At 40.1% G+C, this 21,650-nt stretch carries 14 protein-coding genes and 1 tRNA gene; 7 read left to right on the top strand and 8 right to left on the bottom strand.

Annotated elements, in window-relative coordinates; all coding sequences use genetic code 11:
• Positions 1–21 precede the first annotated feature (21 nt).
• From H6G75_RS05020 to kdpC, 5 genes are all read left to right on the top strand, one after another.
• Complete coding sequence (locus H6G75_RS05020; protein ID WP_190978872.1) at positions 22–1,305, top strand: pitrilysin family protein; 1,284 nt, start codon at positions 22–24, stop codon at positions 1,303–1,305.
• Between the two features lie 356 nt (positions 1,306–1,661).
• Positions 1,662–3,407: a potassium-transporting ATPase subunit KdpA gene (gene kdpA / locus H6G75_RS05015; RefSeq protein WP_190978871.1), complete on the top strand. Its 1,746-nt coding sequence runs from the start codon at positions 1,662–1,664 to the stop codon at positions 3,405–3,407.
• 48 nt (positions 3,408–3,455) lie between these two features.
• On the top strand, positions 3,456–5,588 hold the full coding sequence (gene kdpB, locus H6G75_RS05010; protein WP_190978870.1) for a potassium-transporting ATPase subunit KdpB: 2,133 nt from the start codon (positions 3,456–3,458) through the stop codon (positions 5,586–5,588).
• A 22-nt stretch (positions 5,589–5,610) separates the two neighbouring features.
• Positions 5,611–5,862 carry a potassium-transporting ATPase subunit F gene (locus H6G75_RS05005; protein WP_190978869.1) on the top strand — a complete coding sequence of 84 codons (252 nt, stop codon included), beginning with the start codon at positions 5,611–5,613 and terminating at the stop codon, positions 5,860–5,862.
• A complete protein-coding gene (gene kdpC, locus H6G75_RS05000) occupies positions 5,862–6,506 on the top strand; it encodes a K(+)-transporting ATPase subunit C (RefSeq protein ID WP_190978868.1) in 645 nt (214 codons plus the stop codon). The genes H6G75_RS05005 and kdpC overlap by 1 nt, the downstream gene beginning before the upstream one ends.
• A gap of 153 nt (positions 6,507–6,659) precedes the next feature.
• Here kdpC and H6G75_RS04995 read toward each other — a convergent pair whose 3' ends face one another.
• On the bottom strand, positions 6,660–7,667 hold the full coding sequence (locus tag H6G75_RS04995; protein ID WP_190978867.1) for a ribonuclease T2 family protein: 1,008 nt from the start codon (positions 7,665–7,667) through the stop codon (positions 6,660–6,662).
• A 535-nt stretch (positions 7,668–8,202) separates the two neighbouring features.
• On the opposite strand from H6G75_RS04995, the gene H6G75_RS04990 reads away from it, so the two are divergent.
• Positions 8,203–10,149, top strand: coding sequence for an APC family permease (locus H6G75_RS04990; RefSeq protein WP_190978866.1), 1,947 nt, complete (start codon positions 8,203–8,205; stop codon positions 10,147–10,149).
• Positions 10,150–10,540: 391 nt separating this feature from the next.
• Positions 10,541–11,314: a hypothetical protein gene (locus H6G75_RS04985; protein ID WP_190978865.1), complete on the top strand. Its 774-nt coding sequence runs from the start codon at positions 10,541–10,543 to the stop codon at positions 11,312–11,314.
• 124 nt (positions 11,315–11,438) lie between these two features.
• Here H6G75_RS04985 and H6G75_RS04980 read toward each other — a convergent pair whose 3' ends face one another.
• The 7 genes from H6G75_RS04980 to H6G75_RS04950 form a co-directional block, all read right to left on the bottom strand.
• Positions 11,439–11,873: a SufE family protein gene (locus tag H6G75_RS04980; RefSeq protein WP_190978864.1), complete on the bottom strand. Its 435-nt coding sequence runs from the start codon at positions 11,871–11,873 to the stop codon at positions 11,439–11,441.
• A 131-nt stretch (positions 11,874–12,004) separates the two neighbouring features.
• Positions 12,005–12,078, bottom strand: a tRNA-Met gene (locus tag H6G75_RS04975).
• Positions 12,079–12,249: 171 nt separating this feature from the next.
• Positions 12,250–14,412, bottom strand: coding sequence for a peptidoglycan DD-metalloendopeptidase family protein (locus tag H6G75_RS04970; RefSeq protein ID WP_313934794.1), 2,163 nt, complete (start codon positions 14,410–14,412; stop codon positions 12,250–12,252).
• Between the two features lie 824 nt (positions 14,413–15,236).
• Complete coding sequence (locus H6G75_RS04965; RefSeq protein ID WP_190978862.1) at positions 15,237–15,698, bottom strand: tRNA (cytidine(34)-2'-O)-methyltransferase; 462 nt, start codon at positions 15,696–15,698, stop codon at positions 15,237–15,239.
• A 486-nt stretch (positions 15,699–16,184) separates the two neighbouring features.
• Complete coding sequence (gshA, locus tag H6G75_RS04960; RefSeq protein WP_190978861.1) at positions 16,185–17,324, bottom strand: glutamate--cysteine ligase; 1,140 nt, start codon at positions 17,322–17,324, stop codon at positions 16,185–16,187.
• Between the two features lie 385 nt (positions 17,325–17,709).
• Positions 17,710–19,317 carry a hypothetical protein gene (locus H6G75_RS04955; protein WP_190978860.1) on the bottom strand — a complete coding sequence of 536 codons (1,608 nt, stop codon included), beginning with the start codon at positions 19,315–19,317 and terminating at the stop codon, positions 17,710–17,712.
• Positions 19,295–21,352 (bottom strand): DEAD/DEAH box helicase, encoded by a 2,058-nt coding sequence (locus H6G75_RS04950; protein WP_190978859.1) that lies wholly within the window; start codon positions 21,350–21,352, stop codon positions 19,295–19,297. The genes H6G75_RS04955 and H6G75_RS04950 overlap by 23 nt, the downstream gene beginning before the upstream one ends.
• Between the last annotated feature and the right edge of the window lie 298 nt (positions 21,353–21,650).

Raw genomic sequence — 21,650 nt, 5'->3', positions numbered from 1 at the left:
ATGACCATTGACTATTAAAAAATGACTCCAACTGTAAAACCTTCCCTGTCTCATTCCTTGATTCATCGCACTGTACTCAACAATGGCATTGTGGTGTTAGTAGCAGAAAATCCGGCGGCGGATATTATTGCTGGGCGAATTTTTCTCCGGGCTGGTAGTTGTTACGAACAACGAGAACAAGCCGGGTTAGCACATTTGCTTTCGGCGGTGATGACTAAAGGCTGTGAAGGGCTTTCGAGCTTAGAAATTGCCGAACAAGTAGAATCTGTAGGGGCTAGTTTGAGTGCAGATACCTCTACAGATTATTTTTTGTTGTCTTTAAAGACTGTCACCTCAGATTTTCCAGAGATATTGGCATTGACGGGACGAATTTTGCGATCGCCCACCTTCCCCGATGAACAAGTAGAATTAGAACGGCGGTTAGCCTTACAAGATATTCGCTCCCAAAAAGAACAGCCTTTTACTTTAGCTTTTGAGCAAATGCGGCAAGCTATATACCAAAATCATCCCTATGCGATGTCATTGCTAGGTGATGAAACTACCATGAGCCGTATTACTCGCCAAGACTTGGTGCAGTATCACCAAACTTATTTCCGTCCCGATAATTTGGTTGTGAGTATCGCCGGCAGAATTACCTTAACAGAAGCCGTCGCCTTAGTAGAGCAGGTGCTTGGTGATTGGCAAATACCTCCAGAACCACTACCAGTATTAAATCTGCCCAAAATTCCCGTGAACCCCCAACGCCTTCTCAAACCGCTGGAAACACAACAATCGATTGTGATGTTGGGTTATTTAGGGACAGCTGTCAATTCTCCAGATTACGCCCCACTGAAACTGCTGTCTACCTACTTGGGTAATGGCTTATCCAGTCGTTTATTTGTGGAATTACGCGAAAAACGCGGTCTGGCTTACGAAGTCTCTGCTTTTTATCCCACCCGCTTGTATCCTGGTTCGTTTGTCGTTTATATGGGTACAGCCCCAGAAAATACTACCATTGCCATTGACGGACTGCGGACAGAAGTTGATTTACTCTCGGCGACGGAAGTTTCCGCCAACGCCTTTCAAGCTGCGAAAAACAAAATTCTTGGACAGTATGCTTTAGGTAAACAAACTAACGGACAAATTGCCCAAATTTATGGCTGGTATGAAATTTTAGGTTTAGGGATTAATTTTGATAGTCAATTTCAACAGCTAATTGCGGACGTGACTGTGGAAGATGCTCAAGCTGCGGCTAGTCGCCATTTAAAAACCCCTTACTTATCTTTAGTTGGTCAAGAAGAGGCAATTAATTCGGCATTGAATTGATATGTGAATAACTAGAGACAAGGGAAGGGGACAAGGAAGATAAGGGAGATAAGGGAGACAAGGTAGACAATAGAAGTGAGGACTACTATAACGGCAGTCCTGACTTCTCTAACCATTATTACTCTGCGCTCTCTGAGCCTAACCTTCGGGAGGCCACTTCGTGTCTAATGCGGTTTGTTCATTATAAATTGGTAGCGTATAGAAACAAACTAAACGCTAGATATAGAAAAAAATAAACGCTATATATCTAAAAATAAGTATAAATTTATATCTTCTATCTCTTGTTTTTCCCTCATAAAAAATCGATGATCTAAATTAATCCAAGTAATTACAAATTTTCTAAATAATTAATATTTATGCTCCAAGGATGGATTCAAATTGGACTAACGCTACTAATTGTAGTAGCTATAACTCCATTTTTTGGGCGATATATAGCGCGGGTTTACCAAGAACAACGCACATTTCTCGACCCAATTTTAAACCCAATTGAACGCATACTTTACTCTTTAGTTGGCGTACAAACTAAAGCAGAAATGACAGGCTGGCAATATGCCAGAGCCATTTTGTACAGCAACATCGTTATGGGGTTGCTGATATTCTTGATTATTATGAATCAAGGATGGCTACCCTTTAACCCAACAAAAATACCTGCACCAACTTGGGACACAGCCCTACACACAACAATTTCTTTTATTACTAACACCAACCAACAACATTATTCTGGTGAAACATATTTGAGTTACGCCAGTCAAATGTGGGGACTTGGTTATCACATGTTCACCTCAGCCGCCACGGGTTTAGCAGTGGGAATTGCTTTTATTCGTGGGTTAACAGGTAGACCATTAGGTAACTTTTATGTAGATTTGATTCGCTCAATTACGCGAATTTTATTACCTATTTGTATTGTTGGTGGAATTGCCTTGATGGCGGCTGGTGTTCCCGAAACCTTGGCAGGGCCAGTTGTATTTCCTACCTTAGAAGATTCTAGTGTAAGTCAAGCGATCGTCCTCGGCCCCGTTGCCCATTTTGAAATCATCAAACAACTCGGAGAAAACGGCGGCGGCTTTTTTGCCATCAACTCAGCCCACCCCTTTGAAAATCCCAACGGATTTTCTAACTTAATTCAAATTGTAGCGATGTTATCAATTCCCACATCGTTGATTTATACCTACGGCTTGTTTGCCAATAACACCAAACAAGCCTGGTTAGTCTACGGGATGGTGGGCGTAATTTACATCGTATTTATTATCATCACAGCCATTGGTGAATATAACGGCAACCCCGCAGTCAACACACTGTTGGGTAGCACCCAACCCAACTTAGAAGGTAAAGAAGTCCGCTTTGGCTGGGCGCAATCAGCCTTATTTGCCGTCAGTACCACCGGAACCATGTGCGGCGCAGTCAACAGTTTACACGACTCCTTCATGCCAAACGGTGGTTTTGTCACCCTCTCCAATATGTTTTTACAAATAATTTGGGGTGGACAAGGTACAGGTACAGCTTATTTATTTGCCTACCTCATCTTGGCAGTATTCGTCACAGGCTTAATGGTAGGACGCACACCAGAATTTCTCGGACGCAAAATCGAAAAGCGCGAGGTAGTACTAGCGAGTTTCTTGATTCTCTTAGTTCATCCCATCTCAATTATGATTCCTGCCGGGATTGCTTTAGCCTTCCCCGACCAACTAGCAGGAATCAGCAACCCCGGCTTTCATGGCTTTGCCCAAGTCCTTTATGAATATGCTTCGGCTGCGGCTAACAACGGTTCAGGCTTTGAAGGCTTGGGCGACTCCCAACCATCACCCATCGCCATTGCAGCAGGCGCAAAAACCACCGCAACCGCCTTGTGGTGGAACCTCAGTACTTGCTTCAGCCTCCTCGCCGGACGCTATATCCCCATCATCGGCTTACTCTTACTGGCTGATAGTATGTCTCGCAAACCCCAAGTCCCCTTCACAGTTGGCACATTACGCACCGACACCGGACTATTTACAGGCGTAACCGCAGGCGTAATTTTAATTCTCGGCGCACTCACATTCTTTCCCGTCCTCGCCTTCGGCCCCATCGGTGAAGCCTTCTGGATAGCCAAAGGCATCGGTTAAAAACTCTCCGCGCCTCCGCGTCTCTGCGCGAAACAATTCACTCTCTCTATGAAAACCAACACAACACCTCGTCTTCCTCAAGGAATCCGTGACTCGCGCAAACATACCCCCAAAGCAGATATGCGGGGACTCTACCAAAGAGCAATTAAAGAGTCATTTCTTAAACTCCACCCTAAAATAGCCGTCCGTAACCCAGTCATGTTTATCGTCTGGGTAGGAACAATTGTTACCTTTCTCGTCACCCTCGACCCCAATTTATTCGGCACAATTCAAGCAGATGTTAATCAACAACGCTTATTAAACGGGTTAATTACACTCATCCTGTTTTTCACCGTTGTGTTTGCCAACTTTGCCGAAGCCGTAGCCGAAGGACGCGGTAAAGCCCAGGCTGATTCCTTGCGCTCCACCCGTTCTGATACCGTTGCGAGTAAAATTCTTCCTGATGGTTCAATTCAAACAGTTAATTCTACAGAACTGCGACGCGGCGATTTAGTCAAAGTAGTAGCTAATAACATGATTCCCGCCGATGGTGAAGTGATTCAAGGAATTGGTTCTGTGGATGAGTCAGCCATCACAGGAGAATCAGCCCCGGTACTCAAACAACCAGGTACAGATATTGCCAGTTCAGTTACAGGCGGTACGCGCTTGCTTTCTGATGAATTAACAATTCGGATTACTGCTGATCCTGGTAAGGGTTTTATTGACCGGATGATTTCTTTAGTGGAAGGCGCAGAACGCACCAAAACACCCAACGAAATTGCCTTAACAGTATTGTTAGCAGTGTTAACCCAAGTCTTTTTAATTGTGGTGGCAACAATGCCGCCCTTTGTTAATTATATTGCTAACTTTATCAGTACTATATTTGGGGCGGAAGCCGGCAACAGCTTACGGGCTGGTGCGAGTGTAGCGATTTTGATTTCCTTGCTGGTTGCTTTGATACCAACAACCATCGGTGGTTTGCTGAGTGCGATCGGCATTGCGGGGATGGATAGAGTAGCGCAATTTAATGTGATTGCTACCTCTGGACGCGCTGTCGAAGCCTGTGGTGATATCAATACCCTAGTGCTAGATAAAACAGGTACAATCACCTTGGGCAACCGGATGGCGGATGAGTTTATCCCTGTCAACAGTTACACTATCGAAGATGTCGCCAGAGTTGCCCATGCTGCCAGTATATTTGATGAAACACCAGAAGGTAGATCAATTGTCAAACTGGCAGATACTTATCACGTTGGTGTAGATTTCAATATCAACCAAACAGAAGGTGTAGAATTTTCTGCCAAAACCCGGATGAGTGGGACAAATCTCCCCAACGGGAAACAAGTCCGTAAAGGGGCGGTAGATGCCATTAAAAGCTTTGTTCGCTCTCGTGGAGGCGATATTGCTAGTGATGTTGATGCAGCTTATGAGCGAGTTTCGCGGTTAGGTGGTACACCTTTAGCCGTTTGTCAAGATGACCAAATTTTTGGGGTTATTTATCTCAAAGATATTATTAAACCTGGTTTACGCGAAAGATTCGACCAACTCCGGCGGATGGGTGTCAAGACAATAATGCTCACAGGTGATAACCGCATTACGGCTGGTGTGATTGCTCAAGAAGCTGGTGTTGATGATTTTATCGCTGAAGCCACACCAGAAGACAAAATTGGTGTAATTCGCGCTGAACAATCTCAAGGTAAGTTAGTAGCAATGACCGGAGATGGTACTAATGATGCACCCGCATTAGCTCAAGCCAACGTGGGTTTAGCGATGAACTCTGGGACACAAGCCGCTAAAGAAGCCGCTAACATGGTGGATTTAGATTCTGACCCCACCAAGTTAATTGATTTGGTAACTATCGGTAAACAGTTATTAATTACCCGTGGGGCGTTAACTACTTTTTCTATTGCGAATGATATTGCTAAGTATTTCGCCATTATTCCCACTATCTTTGCGGCGGCGGGAATTGGCGCACTCAACATTATGGGACTGAAAAGCGCCCAATCAGCAATTATCTCAGCACTAATTTACAACGCCCTGATTATTCCGGTACTGATTCCTTTAGCACTGACAGGAGTCAAATTCCGTCCCCTAACAGCAGATCAATTATTAAGACGCAACATTTTTATTTATGGTTTGGGCGGAATTGTTGCACCTTTTATTGCCATCAAATTAATTGATGTCATCCTACCTTTGTCTTAATTTTTCACGAATTATCAATGTTATGAAAACTTTTCGTTTACCTCAAATATTGGCAGAAATAATTGATTTCACTGCTGATTACCGCATTCCAAAACTGCCTTTATATCTCTTTTTGGGAATGTGTTTAAACATCGTGGTTGCACCTGTTGTTTATGCTGCCACCGGAGAAAGTTTTTCCCATGTTCAAGCTTGGTCATTAGGGCTGTTAGGACTAGTAACTTTGGGTCTTTCTACTTATTTATTTTTTGTTATGTTTGTTCCGGAGAAATTCTAATGAGTTTTGCACGCGAAGTTAACAGAGCCATTCGTTCTACTTTAGTTCTTTGGGTAATTGGCGCTATTATCTATCCCTTTGTGATGATTGGTATTGGACAGATTATCTTGCCATTTCAAGTCAATGGTAGTCTGATTAAAAATAGCCAAGGTCAAGTAATTGGCTCTAGTTTAATTGGTCAACCTTTCACATCCGAAAGATACTTTAATAGTCGTCCTAGTACCACTAGTTACAGCACTGCTGACCCGAAAAAAGATGAAGCGGGAGTGTTAAAAACTGGGGTTTCTGGCGCGAGTAATTTAGCACCAAGTAATTCAGCATTAATTGAACGTATCAAAGGTAAAGATGATCCTGACCCCAGCAAAAGTGTTGAAGGTGATTTAAATCGGTTAAAAAAAGCAGGTATTCAACCTACTGCCGATTTAGTTTACACTTCTGGTTCTAGCCTCGACCCCCACATTACCCCGGAAGCTGCCAAAGCACAAGTTAACCGTGTAGCCAAAGCGCGAGAACTCCAACCCCAGCAGTTAGAAACTTTGATAGCTCAAAATACCGACGATCGCTTTTTGGGTATTTTTGGTGAACCAGGAGTTAATGTGTTGAAATTAAATTTAGCGTTGGATGCGTTGAAATCTGCAAGTTAAATAGGTTGTCATTTTCCCTTTTTCATTGGTCAGAGTCTGAAAAGTATCGATGTTTTTCAACTGAGTTATATTTATTTATAAAAATGGGCGATCGCAGGCAAATTTAGTAGGTGCGATCGCCTCACTATTTTATACTTAACCCAACGACTTTAATTAACTACGTGCATCATCAATTAAGCAAGACTGGAACTTTTCTTGCTTGGCTTTTGGGCTATTGATTAGCAAGTCACTAATTAAAGTGTTAGGTGTAATATCACCTCTGAGATTCAGCCACAGTTCACCTAATACTGCATTGGTACATTTAACCTCTGTCTTATCTCCAGCATCAGCAACAAGAGATGACAAGGCTTGATCAATATCTTTGAGAGTAAGTTGGCGACCAATATTACTCGCTACTAATGCTTGAATAGGTGATTTGTTTAAGACATCAAGCAAAGCAATGGCTTCAGTGAAATATTCCTCTGCTGTGCCTTGATAGCATGTACCATGCTTAATCCATTCATGTCTTTGCAAGTTAGAAGCGGTTCCTGGCATTACTGCTTGTAGCGTTGCCCATGTTTCTGGTGACAGTTCTTTCTCTACAGCTGGCAATTTTGACCAATCACTAGTTTTATCAAAATTGATATCACTTTGACTGACTCCACAGTAAATATTAGATGCTGGCTGAGGCCACAAACCATGTAAAACGAAGTGAGTAGCTTCGGGACGGTCTGGGTGTTGTGCTAAATTTTTACACTCAGCTTTGTCGGGTTTGCTTTCACAAAAAGCAGGTTGCCAACTTACTGCTAGTAAATAGTCATTACCCACAGCCACAGGAATTACAGGGGGGATGTTTCCTGTAGTGTCACTAGATACACCATTAGAACTTACGCAACTAATAGCAACCCAACGCTGAGAAGGGGTGGCACCAGCAATTTCCAGCAGGTAGTGAGTCGGGTTATCCTTATTTTGATCAACGATTTGATAAGTCTGTCCTGGCTGTAATCTAACATCACCAGGGTTTGTGCCTTTTTTAATCGAGCTTACGGCTTCACAAGCATCAACAGCCGTGGTGAATTGACCTGCTGAGGAACTTACAGCTAAAGCTGGAGAAGACCATAAAAGAAACGAAAACGCTAACAAAACTACTAACGCCAGCGTTTGTCTAAGCGATCGCAGCATAGAATACTCCTTATATCAATACCTAATATTCATATAGGAATCCGATTTGATTAATGAACATGTTTGCGTAGGGAGGGAACAGGGAACAGGGAACAGGGAACAGTAAAAAAGGGATTTAGGAGTACACTGAGTTTTTTCAGAAATCAAATATGAGTCCTATAGGCGCGAAATGTTTTTCCTGATTTTAGTTAGTAATACGCTTGTAGTATTCCTTGTCTCTAAAATCGGCTCCATTATAAGCGCATACAAATAAAATCTCTAAGTGGGAATACTTAAATTAAAATAAAATCTTTCACTATATATATAGTGCTGAGTTGTTAAATTAGCTTATAAATTAAAGTATTTAGATTGTTATTACTGTGTAAAATAATAGCCTGGATTACTTGTTCTTGATTGTGTATTTCAATATAGAAATTCCTAATGTAAAAACTTGTTGTTCTTTAGTCCTTGAGTGTATTTGTAGTTCAAAATTTTGAATAAAACTTCCAAACTTTAGGAACTCAAACCCGCGACTTTTGTAACAAAATCCAATTGGATGGTTAAATCAATGTTTTCAACAAAACGGCTCAATAGACGGTTTATGCGTTGGTTACTGGCAGAAAACCGCCGAGAGAAGGAAGGGCCTTACCATAAAGAAGAAGCACACCGCCAGCATCCTTGGTGGCAAGTTATGTGCTTGACGGGTGTAGACTATTTTTCTACACTTGGCTATCAACCGGGAATTGCTGCCTTAGCGGCTGGTGCGCTTTCTCCTATTGCTACCTTCATTTTGGTTTTATTGACACTTTTTGGTGCGTTGCCAATTTACCGCCGCATTGCTGCTAAAAGCCCACATGGTGAAGGTTCGATTGCGATGTTGGAGCATTTATTGTCTTGGTGGCAAGGCAAATTACTGGTATTGTGTCTACTTGGCTTTGTGGCAACTGACTTTATTATTACTATTACTCTGTCGGCTGCTGATGCCACAGCCCATATCATCGAAAATCCTCTGACACCAGGTCTACTGCACAGTCAAAGCATTGTTATTACACTCATGTTGATTGCTTTACTGGGTGCAGTTTTCTTGAGAGGTTTTAAAGAAGCAATTGGAATTGCAGTATTTTTAGTGGCAGTTTATCTGCTGTTGAATTTGATTGTAATTGGCATTGGTTTATATCAGATAGTAATTCACCCAGAAGCGATCGCCAATTGGCAAACAGCACTTTTCGCCCAACATAACAATTTCTTTGTCCTCATCGGCTTGGCTATCTTGTTATTTCCTCGTTTGGCTTTGGGTTTATCTGGATTTGAGACTGGTGTTACAGTTATGCCCTTAGTTCAAGGTAGCAGTAGCGATGCCCCAGAAATGCCCAGAGGCAGAATCCGCAATACCCGCAAGCTACTGACGGCTGCTGCTGTCATTATGAGCTTCTTTTTGCTCACCAGCAGTCTTGTCACTACAGTTTTAATTCCAGCCGCAGAATTTGCCACAGGTGGTAAAGCCAATGGACGCGCCCTGGCTTATCTGGCACATCTTTATTTAGGCAATGGCTTTGGTACAATTTACGATTTAAGCACTATTTCTATTCTGTGGTTTGCTGGGGCATCAGCAATGGCAGGACTACTAAATATTGTGCCGCGTTACTTACCACGCTATGGAATGGCACCAAGTTGGGCGTTATTGAACCGTCCGCTTGTATTGGTATATACAGGTATTGCCTTTGTAGTTACAATTATTTTCCAAGCCAATGTCGAAGCGCAGGGTGGTGCTTATGCTACAGGTGTTTTGGTATTAATTAGTTCTGCCGCCTTTGCTGTGACTTTATCAGCCCATCGACACAATTCCACAAAGGGACGAATTGTTTTTGCTTTGATTACCCTGGTCTTTATCTATACAACAATTGTCAATATCATTGAAAGACCAGAAGGGATTAAAATCGCTACGTTCTTCATTGGTACAATCATTGTAACTTCTCTCGTTTCCCGTGTTTGGCGCTCAACGGAACTACGTGTAGAACAAATAGAAGTTGATGACAATGCCCGCGAATTTATTGCCGAAGAAAGCCAAGGCGCGATTCGGATCATTGCTAATCGTTTAAATGTAGGTAATGAACAAGAATATTTATTAAAAGAAAAAGAGGTACGGGAAGATAATCACATTCCGCCAACAGATCCGGTGCTGTTTCTAGAGATTTTGGTATCCGATGCGTCAGATTTTACTGATGTGATCAGAGTTACAGGGGTAAAAGTTGGGGATTATCGGATTTTACGTGCGGAAAGTGCCGCAGTCCCAAATGCGATCGCGGCTTTGCTACTGTATATTCGTGACCAAACTGGTAAAATTCCGCACGCTTATTTCGGCTGGGTAGAAGGAAATCCCATCCAATATTTACTGCGGTTTATCTTATTTGGTGAAGGTGATATTGCTGTAGTTACCCGTGAAGTACTGCGTCGCGCCGAAAAAAATTCCCACAGGCGACCGGGGATTCATGTTGGTGGGTAATATTATGAACAGCAGGGACAAGGGAGACAAGGGAGACAAGGGAGATAAGTAGATGTGCAGTTAGTCAAACTATCACATAGATTCTGGTTAATATTCAGCCATAACAGTGATATGGGGCTGATGCAGTAAGACTAAAATCAAGGGTTTCAGCGTGTAGGGGTGTATGTCTGCAAAACCCTTACACCTTATACCCTTACATCCGAAACTCAGTCTCCCCAGACAATCTTTGTGCATAATTTCTGCGATAGTTTGACGGGAGAAAGAATTTTTTTTCTAGCACTAATACTTATCAATACAAAATGTGCAAATAGTTAAACCAGCACAATCATTTTGTATAACCGCCCAGCCACCGCCATGATGAAGATGATAGTTTCAGTGGAGACAGGGCAAGATGTATATTAACCTTTTTATCAGTTCCATCTTAGGAATTTTCACTATATTACTAGTAGCATTTGGCGTGTTGCAATGGTTTCATATCCCTGCTGGTAACTTTCTTGATTGGATAATTGGTGGTGCAAGTTTTTGGTGGTTGTTAGTAATTGTAACTGTCCCTTGGAATGTCCATTTTCAAGCTAAAGAAGTTTTAGCAGAAGCAGCACAATCTTCTGAAAAAGGCATTCCTGTAGATGGAAAACAAGTAAAATATGTGCAATTATTAGCCAAGCGATCGCTGTGGCTGGCTATTGCTTTACATATATTTTCTGCCATTGGACTTTACATCCTCGCCGCCACGGGAATTAGTGCGGTAGGTTATATCAGTTCCGGTGCAGCTTTATTACTAACAATTTTGCGTCCCGCCATTCGGGCTTACGAATATTTATATGCAAGGCTAACTATGATTAGCCAAGAATGGAAATATCCCCGCGAAGATATTTATGAGCTGCGGAATCGCTTCTCGGAATTAGAACAAAAAGTCCAATATATACAAGAACAACTCAACCCAGAAGAATCATATTCTTTACCAGCCACCCAACAACGTTTTGCGGACGAAACTCGCAAAGAATTGTCCAGAATTTTAGCGAATTTAGAAGAATTACGCGCCACAAATCAAACAGAACATGAACGTTTAGCCAGAGAAGCCAGAAACGCGATCGCTCAACTTTCCACTGATGGTCAATTTCTCGATCACGTCCGTGAAATTATCCGCTTTTTCAAAACAGCTTAGGTAACAGGACGGTTGAGATGGGTGTCAGGATGTAAGGTTTTTGAATACACATACTCTCACACCCTGATACTTCCTACGTCAAAACTAGTCTATTTACTCAGCACTCAGCACTCAGCACTTTTTCTTATTGCTCTAACTTACATTCCAATGCCTTCTTCTGCATGGTTTTAAATATATTGTAAAAACCGTTAGCGCGGGAAGGTGTCAAACTCACATTTAAACCAGTTGCTTGAATAAAATCTGGTGTTAATTGGACAATTTCTGTAGGACTTAGCCCGTTTAACCCTTCAATTAACAGCGCCACTAGCCCCTTTGTTAACTGAGAATCAGATTCTCCTTGAAATACAACTTTGCCATCATTTAAGGCGGCGGTAACGTACACCTGAGACACACAACCAGGAACTTTATTTTCTGGTACTTTATCAGCTTCGGGAAATTCTGGAAGTTTTTGGGCATACCAGATCAGTTGTTCATAACGCCGCTTCGGATCAGATGCACGTTGAAAGCGTTGGACGATTTTAGCCAAAGCAGGTGGTAAAGAATCTAAACTAGAAGACATAACAGAAGCTGTAATTAATTCGGTCTCACCTTGAGTTTAAATTATCTGGCGGGCGATCGCGTTCATCATGAGCAAGTCGATGACTAAACTCTGTATATCAGATATTTTAAATTAGATATCTATCTTTTAAATGGCTCAGGTCGGATTTGAACCAACGACCCCAGGCTTATGAGTCCCGTGCTCTAACCAACTGAGCTACTGAGCCAAAAACTTCCGCATTAATTCTTAATATAGCATACACATTTGTTGATGGCTAGTCTGTTTGGCAATTAATTTCCATCCACAAGCTAATTTGGCAGTTCACCCATCCAAGCAAAAGAGGGATAAAAACTCCCTCTTCTGACAAGAAAATAACTGGATTGGATACAGACAAGGACTAAATGCGGTTTTGTTGTGGTAAGAAGGCAATTGGGTTAACTGCACCCTTACCTGATGGATGAATTTCAAAGTGAGTGTGTGGCCCAGTACTGAAACCAGTGCTACCCATTAAAGCAATAGTTTCGCCTTGACGCACTTGCTGACCTGCACGCACCAGAATCTTGCTGTTATGACCATAACGGGTCATACTGCCATCAGGGTGACGAATATCAACGAGATTACCGTAGCCGCCTTTGTTCCAGCCAGCTTTTTCAATTACACCATCAGCAGAGGCATAAACTGGTGTACCAACGGCGTTAGCAACGTCGATACCTTTGTGCATTCTTCCCCAGCGCCAACCGTAACCAGAGGTAAATACACCTTTGGCTGGCCAAATATAAGCTACAGAGGATGTGGAAGGTGGAGGAATTGTCTCATCAATTGGTTTGGGCAAGTATTGATCCACTGCTGCCAAAGGTGGTAATTGTGGCGATACTTTAGTTCCCCGCATTCTTCTAGGAGAATCAGCCGCATTGATTCCAATGGGTGGTACTGTTACCCTAGCGCGGTTAGGCAAGAACTCTGGGTTAATTGGCTCGTCAGTAGTGCTGCGAATAGCACTAAATTCGGGCTTAACTGGTTGAGTGTTGTAGCTCGGTAAAATTGGTGTTGGAACAGGGATGGGTACAGCAAAATTCTTAGTTCCAGATACTGGCTTAGTAACTGCCAAGTTGCTAGGAACAGCTACAGGAACTGGAATCGCAATACTATTTTTGTCTGTATCAGTAACAGCTTGAGCAACTACATTACCAGACTCTTGATTGCGGTATTTTTGCTGTAGTCTTTGAATTTCAGCCTGTAAACTCTGAAGACGCTCGTTGTTTCTGCCTCTTGCTACTCTTTGAGCTTGGCTGCCTGACTGTAATTCAGTAAAGACTTTGGGTACGGGAGTATCACCACCTACACCGTTAGCAGTATTTGTCTGTGTTTGGTTATTTGTTGCTGTGCTTGGTCTGACAGTATTGTTGTTGACAAAAACTGGTGAGACTGGTGCTAAAGGTACATTGGGGTTGCTGCTGGCAGTGTTAACAGGTACACCAGCAACTTTGATATTGTTGGTCAACTGTACATTAGGCTGATTAACCGCCACAGGTATTGAGACTGCACCATTACGGTTGACCTTGGCAGATGGTAGAACTAGCTTTTGATTGATTTGTAGCTGGTTAGGATTACTGATGTTGTTGAGCTTTGCTAGTTCTGCAACCGTGGTGTTGTATCGGTTAGCGATCGCAGCTAGAGTATCTCCTGGCTTAACTTCGTAAGCTGTATCAGTATCCGTTGGTGCAGCAATTTGTGGTGTAGCTGGTACAGATGTTGTTGCTAGTGGCTGTACCTGTTCACTTAGAGGTTTTGTTTGCTTAACTTCAGGAAAGAACTTGGTTTTGTCTTCATCAACCAACGCAGGCAACTGTTGACCAACTTCTTGACTGATGCTTTGCGGTGGCAATTTCTCTGCTATAACTGCCGTTTGTGTCGATGCAGGGGTTTTCGCTAAATTTTTGGACTCCCCAGACCGCAACTCCGCCAGACTTGCTCTTAAACGGTTCGATTTTTCTTGTAAGTGATACAGGGCAAACTCTTGCTGTGCTTTTAATTTAGCTTTGACTTCATCGTTAGCAAATTTGATGTCAGATGCGTCGTTAGCTTTCAGGATTTCTTGTGCTTCGCCATCTTTAGCTAATGGCGACTGGTTAATGGCATTTTTCTCGGCTGCTGTTTGGGCAATATTCTCTGGTGTTGGAACTTCCACAGGTATTCCATTTGCCGCCACTTGCAATTTAGCTTCAAGCCCAGGCAACTGTGAAATTGCTGTTGGTTCCACAATGACAGGATTTTCTGGCATGGTTGCCGCCGAGACTAGTTGACTCTCCAGCGTTGTGGGAACAAATTTCATTTCAGTGTCAGGTGCAACAGGCAAGTTTGAGGCTACTTTTTGGCTGCCTACAGGTGCTGCTGCTTGGGCTTGATCGCTTTGTCGAGTCACTAAAAGACTGGTCGCCCCAACTGAAATAGCCAAGCCAATCATGGCTGCTTGTGTGCTAACTCGACGATTAGCCTTGGAATTTACCACACTTAACTGCTCACTAGGGACACCATCATTGCTGGGGGTATTTTTCAGCACAGCTTTTACTCTTTTTTTCAATGCTCGTTTCAAAGACGACCTCCTATGATCACTAGCGCTTAACTGACCTCGATTTTGCAGTCGGAATACTAGTCAATGATTTAGATCACATCTGACGATAGACCTGGATCACATTCACCAGAGATACTTAGGCAAGATTAACCTGCTTCTCTGATTTAGACAAGTTTACACCTGTTAGCAGAACATAAAGTTGCTGTGCTTACTTGTCCGCTCCACTCCTCACACCCTAGAACTTTCGCTCTTTACAGTTGTCAGCGCCTAATTTAAATTTAATCGCTGGGATTGGAAAAGTTGATATTAGCCGAATCTGCTTTTATTGTCAGCAATTTTAGTTGCTATAAGTTTTAAAAAAGCGATGCCTCCTGCTGTAAATATCTTCAAGGTTTTTTTTACCAATCCGTCTTCCCAACAGGAGACTTTACGTTGATTCTTCCCTAAAAGACAACCGTACAAACTCTCCAGTACTTTTGTCCTCCTGAAATATACCTATTCAGACAAAATAGTACAAATGCCTTATCCGTATGGATTTGCAGCTTTTTGTTTTTGGAAACCAAAGAAATCCAATTCATCAAAATCTATCATTCAAATTTGGTATATTCTCAAAATTAATATAGAAATTTCTTATATTAAACCTATGTAGTAAACTAGTTTGTTCAGGTATTTTACTGATTTTTTTTAATAGCAAGTATAAAAATTACAACTTTTTTTGTTAGAAATAGAATTATTCTCTGCCGAAAACCCTATTGGAATTTAATTTCCATACTTGCATGAGTATTTGTACTTATAGTTCATTTGTTCAAAAACTACACTAGATAACCTAGTTGTCGCCGTGCTTCAAACAGTCCTATCGCCACACTGACTGATAGATTCAGACTACGCACTCCTGGCTCAAACATCGGAATATAAAGGGTTGTATCACAAATTGATAATGCTTCTGGTGATAAGCCCGTAGTCTCGCTACCAAATAGTAGCCAATCATTAGGAGCAAACTGAAATTGTACGTAATTACTACTCCCCCTCACAGAAAAACCTAGACACCTCCCACCACGCTGTTGACGAGAGTCTTGAAAAGCTGCCAGCGACTCATGATAGTGGAGTTTGACATAAGGCCAATAATCTAAACCGGCTCGTTTGAGGTAGCGATCGCTAATTTCAAAGCCCAAAGGCCCCACTAAATGTAATTCTGTGCCTGTTGCTGCACAAGTACGCGCTATATTGCCTGTATTGGGGGGAATTTGCGGATTGACTAAAACAACTTGGGGCATCTGCTATGGAACTGCGCTTTTGTATAAAAAGTTATATTGACAATAAAAAATCTACCAAAAGGTAGAGGTTATCTATAGGTTTTCTTAATAACCATTTTGTAGTTTACATCGATTAGTTTTTTAAAACAAAAAAATTGCTACATTTTCCCAGAAATTTTTGGAAAATGTATCTGACTCACTTGTCAGTACAACTATTTTGTCCTTCCAAAACTAGAAATCTCACCCAAACTCATTTTTTGGCTACTTTTGGAAAATCTATCTTATGTATGAAACCATAAATGATGGTTTTGGGCTAGTTGGACTTTCCTGACTGGGTATTTGTCATTAGTCATTTGTGCTTGGTACGCTGTTACACATATAAATTGCATAATCAGGGCGGGCAAGATGCCTACCCCACAAGAGTTTAATCTAATTTAGATATGCAAACTAAAAGTTTTTTAGCTTATTCACAAATGACTAATGGGATTGAATCACCTGAATTTCTAGTTAAGCCAGTAAGGAAGAACACAATTTGTGTTCTAGTTCCATTTCGCGTTCTTTTGTAGCCACAATTGCCTGGGAAATCACACGTTGACAGTCAAAACCGACGCTATGAAGTTGTAGCCACTGCTGGGCTTCATTGCCTTCTCGCAGAATTTTATGCAATGGCGACAAGAAACAGCTAAAGCCTTGTTGTTTAGCGATCGCCCAAACTTCTTGATATAGTTCCGCAATCCAATCTCTGGCTAAAATAGTTCTGCCATCTTGCCAATGTTGTAGTTGAGCATCCAAACTGGCTCTAGCGGCTGCTATTTCATTGTTAGTAGTTAGTGCAATTAATTCTTCCGGTGATAATTTACTGTTAGTTAAAGGATCTAAATCAGGGTTATCAATTATCTGCAATAAACGTGCTTCTAACAATGCGGTAATTGCCAGTAAAGCAATGGGGTCTGTCACTAAATCGCAAATTCGCAATTCGAGACGATTGAGATCATAAGGGCGGCGATCGCCATTTGGTCTAACTGATACCCATAAATGCCGGACATTTTGCATTGTTCCGGCTAATAACTGCTCTTCTACCCACTGAATATGATGGGCATGGCTGGTAAATAATGGTACGTAGGCGGGAGTTTGGGGAAATAAACCCCAACGAGTCGAGTGATAGCCAGTGGTTTGACCATTGAAAAAGGGTGATGAAGCACTCAGCGCCAGAAATAAGGGTGCTTCTAAGCGAATAAATCGACAAGCCCGCATTAATGTTTCTGGGTCGCTAATACCTACATTAATGTGTACGCTGGCAGTGACTACATTTGTGCCGTAGGTCTGCTCAATATAGTCATGATAGGGATTGCTGGGGTCAGAACGAAAGAAGCGATCGCCCCCACTTAAAGACAAAGTACTTCCAGGTATCAAAGTGTAGTTACCCAAACGCTGGAGGTATTTGCGTAATTCTCGACGCGGACTTAGTAAAGCACACAACAGATTTTCGTAACTTGTGGATGGCTTTGTTATGTATTCCACGTTGCGACTGTCTGGTTCTCGCATAAACCCATTTAAGTCAGCAACAATCTTATCGGAGAGACCAACAATTTCACCTTGAGGTGTGCCAGTGTACATTTCAATCTCAAAGCCCTTTAGCAGTACCACTTAATTCTCCTTGGCTCTCCCAGCCTTTTAATTGTATCGAATTAGACTATTTTTTGGGTTAAACTTGTCGTTCTGGAAACATTAAGAATCTTTTAGCAGAAGATGAACCACGGTAAACGATTTGTTTCATCCCTTAGTAATTACTTAAAATAAAAGTATCAATTTTATTTCTATCTTGGTATGGAGATTCACATACTACATTAGGGTGAAAAAACCGTACTTGATTTTTGTTTTGTTTGCAAGTTGATTTGAGTAATTACACAATAGAGTAAATCTTGGCAGATATAACTACCACCAACGATACATACTACTGGATAACCGACACACAAAATCTATATTTTTATGCGGAAAGGGACAGAATTAATTAATTGAATAGAAAGGATAGCTATATAGTATTTCTTCTTTTTTCTTGAAATTTAATCTTTTCCATTATAGGAAGAAGTTCTAAGCAGTTAGCATTTTGTATTTCTTGATTTGCCACATCTTCCAACTCTAATGAAGCCCAAATACATAAAGAATTAATTGCCATTTTAAGATTACGAGTTCTTATAGCTTGTTGCCATAATTTTTGAGCGTGGTTTTGAAAACGATGCGAGAGAAATTCGTAAGCTTCTTTTACTTGATTTGGAATTGTCACTTTATATACTGACTCTCCTCGCGGCAAATAGTCTCCACGATAGGAAAGCCAGTTATGAGATCCGCAAAGATGAATCTCTTGATCAACTATTATTTCCTTAATGTGAGAGTCGCCCAACCAAAATATGTTTACACCAGGTAAACCATCAGGTGTTCTTATCGCCTGTAGTTTGGCTTCTACTTCTGGCGGCATTGGTCTATCCTCATCTTCTTGTCGTCGTGCAATTCCATATCCAATTAAAATCCAAACTCCACGATTTACTAATTCTTGTAGTAGCTTGAGAAATTGTTCATCTACAACGACAGAACTGACCCAAGGAGAATATATGATAATTTGACGTTTAGCAGCTTTTAATACTTCCCAAAAAGCTTGATTAATTTGTCTATCACGTAATTGAATAGCTGTACCATTTTCTATTAATTTATTTGTATTTGAATCTGTTTCTGTCTTGTAAGCTAGTGCCTTTTGTTTGATTTTCTCAACTCTAGCTTCTATTTCGGTATTTTTCCTTTTAAGAGTCGCTTCGCGTTCAAAATTAATGATATCGTCAGATAAAAAACATAATGATTTTAGCGAAATCTTCTCGTCAGCTATAAGTGATTGTAGGTTATTTGTTACAGATTCTAAAATTTTATTACTATTACGTACTTGAATATTCAGTTGATCATCATTTGCATCATAAATTACTAAGACTTCTGTTTTTCTCCAAATTTTTTGCCCAGGTGAGATAATTTTACACGAATTAATGATTTTTCCATCTTCTGGAATATGAAGACCTAAACTAGAAGCCTGAATTGTTCGCTTTAGTTCATCTAATGATAATGAGATAAGATCATTATTTTCTTGTTCAACATTTACAAAGTCTGCTAAATTCGGCAGTGTTATTAAAGCATCATCTAATAAATCTAATGGTTCATACTTAAAAATAATATTCTCTTCTAAAGGGCTTTTAAAAGCATAAATTTTTACTGTATATGGAGGTTGAGGTACAGAACCCCTCTCATAAAACAAACGTCCTTCAGGTGTAACAGTAATTTCTGAAGTATTTCCTATAACTTGTAATGATTGAAGTGTTGCAATCGTACTTTTTATAAATACACTATTAAGACCAAGTACAGATGCTAGTTCATCTGCTGTTAGCGGTGTATCAAATTCAATCCCTGCTCGAATAATAAACTCTTCAAGAAGATTAACATTGCGAGCTTCTTGAATAGTTACTTCTATAGGAGTTTGATAGAGCCTATATCGAAATTGACGTGCTGCTAAAACTGATAAGCTAGAACTTTGTGCTTCAATTTTATCTACTAAACTTTTCAGATGTTCATCAATAGGTTTAGCCGCAGATGCGAGAAACATCAATCAAACCTCCTTGATGATGGATGATATGAGAAACTTGAGAGTACATATTGCCAACTTTTCCGCGTTGACTAATAAATAATTCGTGACAGCCTACAATTACTAGTAGTTCTTGAGCGCGGGAAAAGGCTACATTAACTCGTTCTGGCTTTTTAGCAAATCCCACATCTTTAACCTGATTGTTGCGAACCATACTAACAATCACTACAGGTTTTTCCATACCTTGAAAGCGGTCAACTGTACCAGTACGAATTTGTAAAGATGGAAATGACTCAGAACGTAGTCTTTCATCAATTTTTCTGAGTTGTGCGCCATAAAATGTAATTACAGCAATTTCCTTTTTTGGTTCACCACTAGCTACTTTAGTAAACCAAATATCATTGAAATGGTGACACAAAGTTTCAATCACATCAATTTCTTGAAGATTAATAAAAGAAGTACCTTCTTTTTTCTCTTGAAAATCAGGACTGATAGGTGTTTTTATCCAAACTAGATGATGTTGTTCTTGGATAATTTTACCTGCTAAATTATGAGCGCGTTTTATATCAGGTTCTAAAATGCCACATTCTAGTTTATCGTCATAAAACTGATTGATTGCACCCATAATGAAGGGGTGTATTCGATATTGTATATTTAGCATTTGCCTAATACTTTGATCCGCAGACTCAAACTGAAGTTTAAAAAGAGACTCTTCTAAAAATTCTAGTTCTTCGCGTATACTGCCAATTTCTTGGGCAACTTCTTCTAAAGTTTTAGTATTAAGCATCGGTGGTAATTGTTTATGGTCGCCTACCATAACTAATTTTTTACCTTTTAAGGCTGGAATTAGTAACTCTGGAGGAGTACATTTACTAACTTCGTCAATGATAACGACATCAAAATATTTAAATTCGTCAGAAAAATCACGATTAGCAGCCTGAACGCATGTAATACCAACTACATTGGCATTATTTAAATAAATTCGTTTCAAATCATTACGATTGCTTTCTGATGGTTGACGCAGTTTCTGAATCCAATCTTGAATAAAGTTATGATATTTTGTTAAATAAGCCTCCTCACTTTTTAGTTGCTGTTGCCAATAATTAAAATGGTTTTCAACTTCACATAGGGCTTCTATAGAAAAAGAGTCATTAGTAGAAATTGCTATTTTAAATTTATCGGGTATTGCTTCCCATAGTGACTTCCACCAGATTCTTGCGGCTGATAGTTTATCTACGTTTTGCTTTAACTTAACTATAATTTGGTTAAGTTGTTTCTGATATTCTGTCAGTTGGTTGTTACACTTTGATTGTGTTGATTGTATATGTGATATTTTATCTGTTAGCAAAGATTTAATTTTTGAAAACAACTCCAAATTATTTATTAAATCTAATACCTTTTCTAGTTTTTTTATTCGATTTTCAATAGTATGTATTTTTGCAATAAACTCTTGAATCTCAGCTAATGTATTAGAGTAATTATTAATCATTCTTGTAACTGTAATCCTCAATTCATCTGGTAAATGTGAGAACTGAGAAAGCTCTTGTAATAGTGCGATCGCTCTTTTTAGCTTAAAGTCTGCTTCATTATGAGAAATTTGTACAGATTCTTGGATGGCTAGTATTTGTTGTTGACAATTATCTGCTAAATTTACCTTTTGACTTAATTCTTCTTCTAGCTGTTGTTGAGTTTTTTTTGTTTCAGTTTGTAATTGCTTTAGCCATGTATACTCGTTTTGATTAATACATTGTATTATGTCATTTGTAATCTCAATTAAAATTGATTCACTATCAATTTGTTTAACTTTATGAAGGATAATTTTTGCTTGTCTTTCAATAAACTCAAGTTTGATTGACGCGCTGTAATGACGGCTATATGGGCGTAATATCTGAATAATTGGATCTAAATTTTTATAATTAACAGCAAATGCAATAATTGCTTCAAAAATCTGTTCCCAGATTCCTAAAGGTTTCTCAAGTTCATCAATACTATGTTGTGCTAGTTGTTTTAGTTTTAAAAGAGATATAACTGGGTCTGTTTCTTTAATACCACTCATCTCATAAATATCACTTTCCCTAAGTGTGCGATTACCTAATAAAGTTTTTCCTTTTACTGCTAAACTTTTTATTTGTCCAAACAGGTTACAACATTTATCCCATTGACTATATTGGTTAATTAAGTCATAAAATTTTAGTTGACATTCAGAAAAAGTATTTTCCCAGTCTACCAGAAATGTTGAATCATGACATAAAACTTTACATAAATAATTACACGGATTCTAAAAAGCCGAAAAATGTCAACATAACATCATCTCTTCAAACCAATGAACATAACTGATTTTCTGACACATACAA

Source organism: Nostoc sp. FACHB-280, assembly GCF_014697615.1.
Lineage (GTDB): Bacteria > Cyanobacteriota > Cyanobacteriia > Cyanobacteriales > Nostocaceae > Nostoc_B.
The sequence above is the reverse complement of the archived record's forward strand: the minus strand, read 5'-3'. Positions and strand labels throughout refer to the sequence as shown.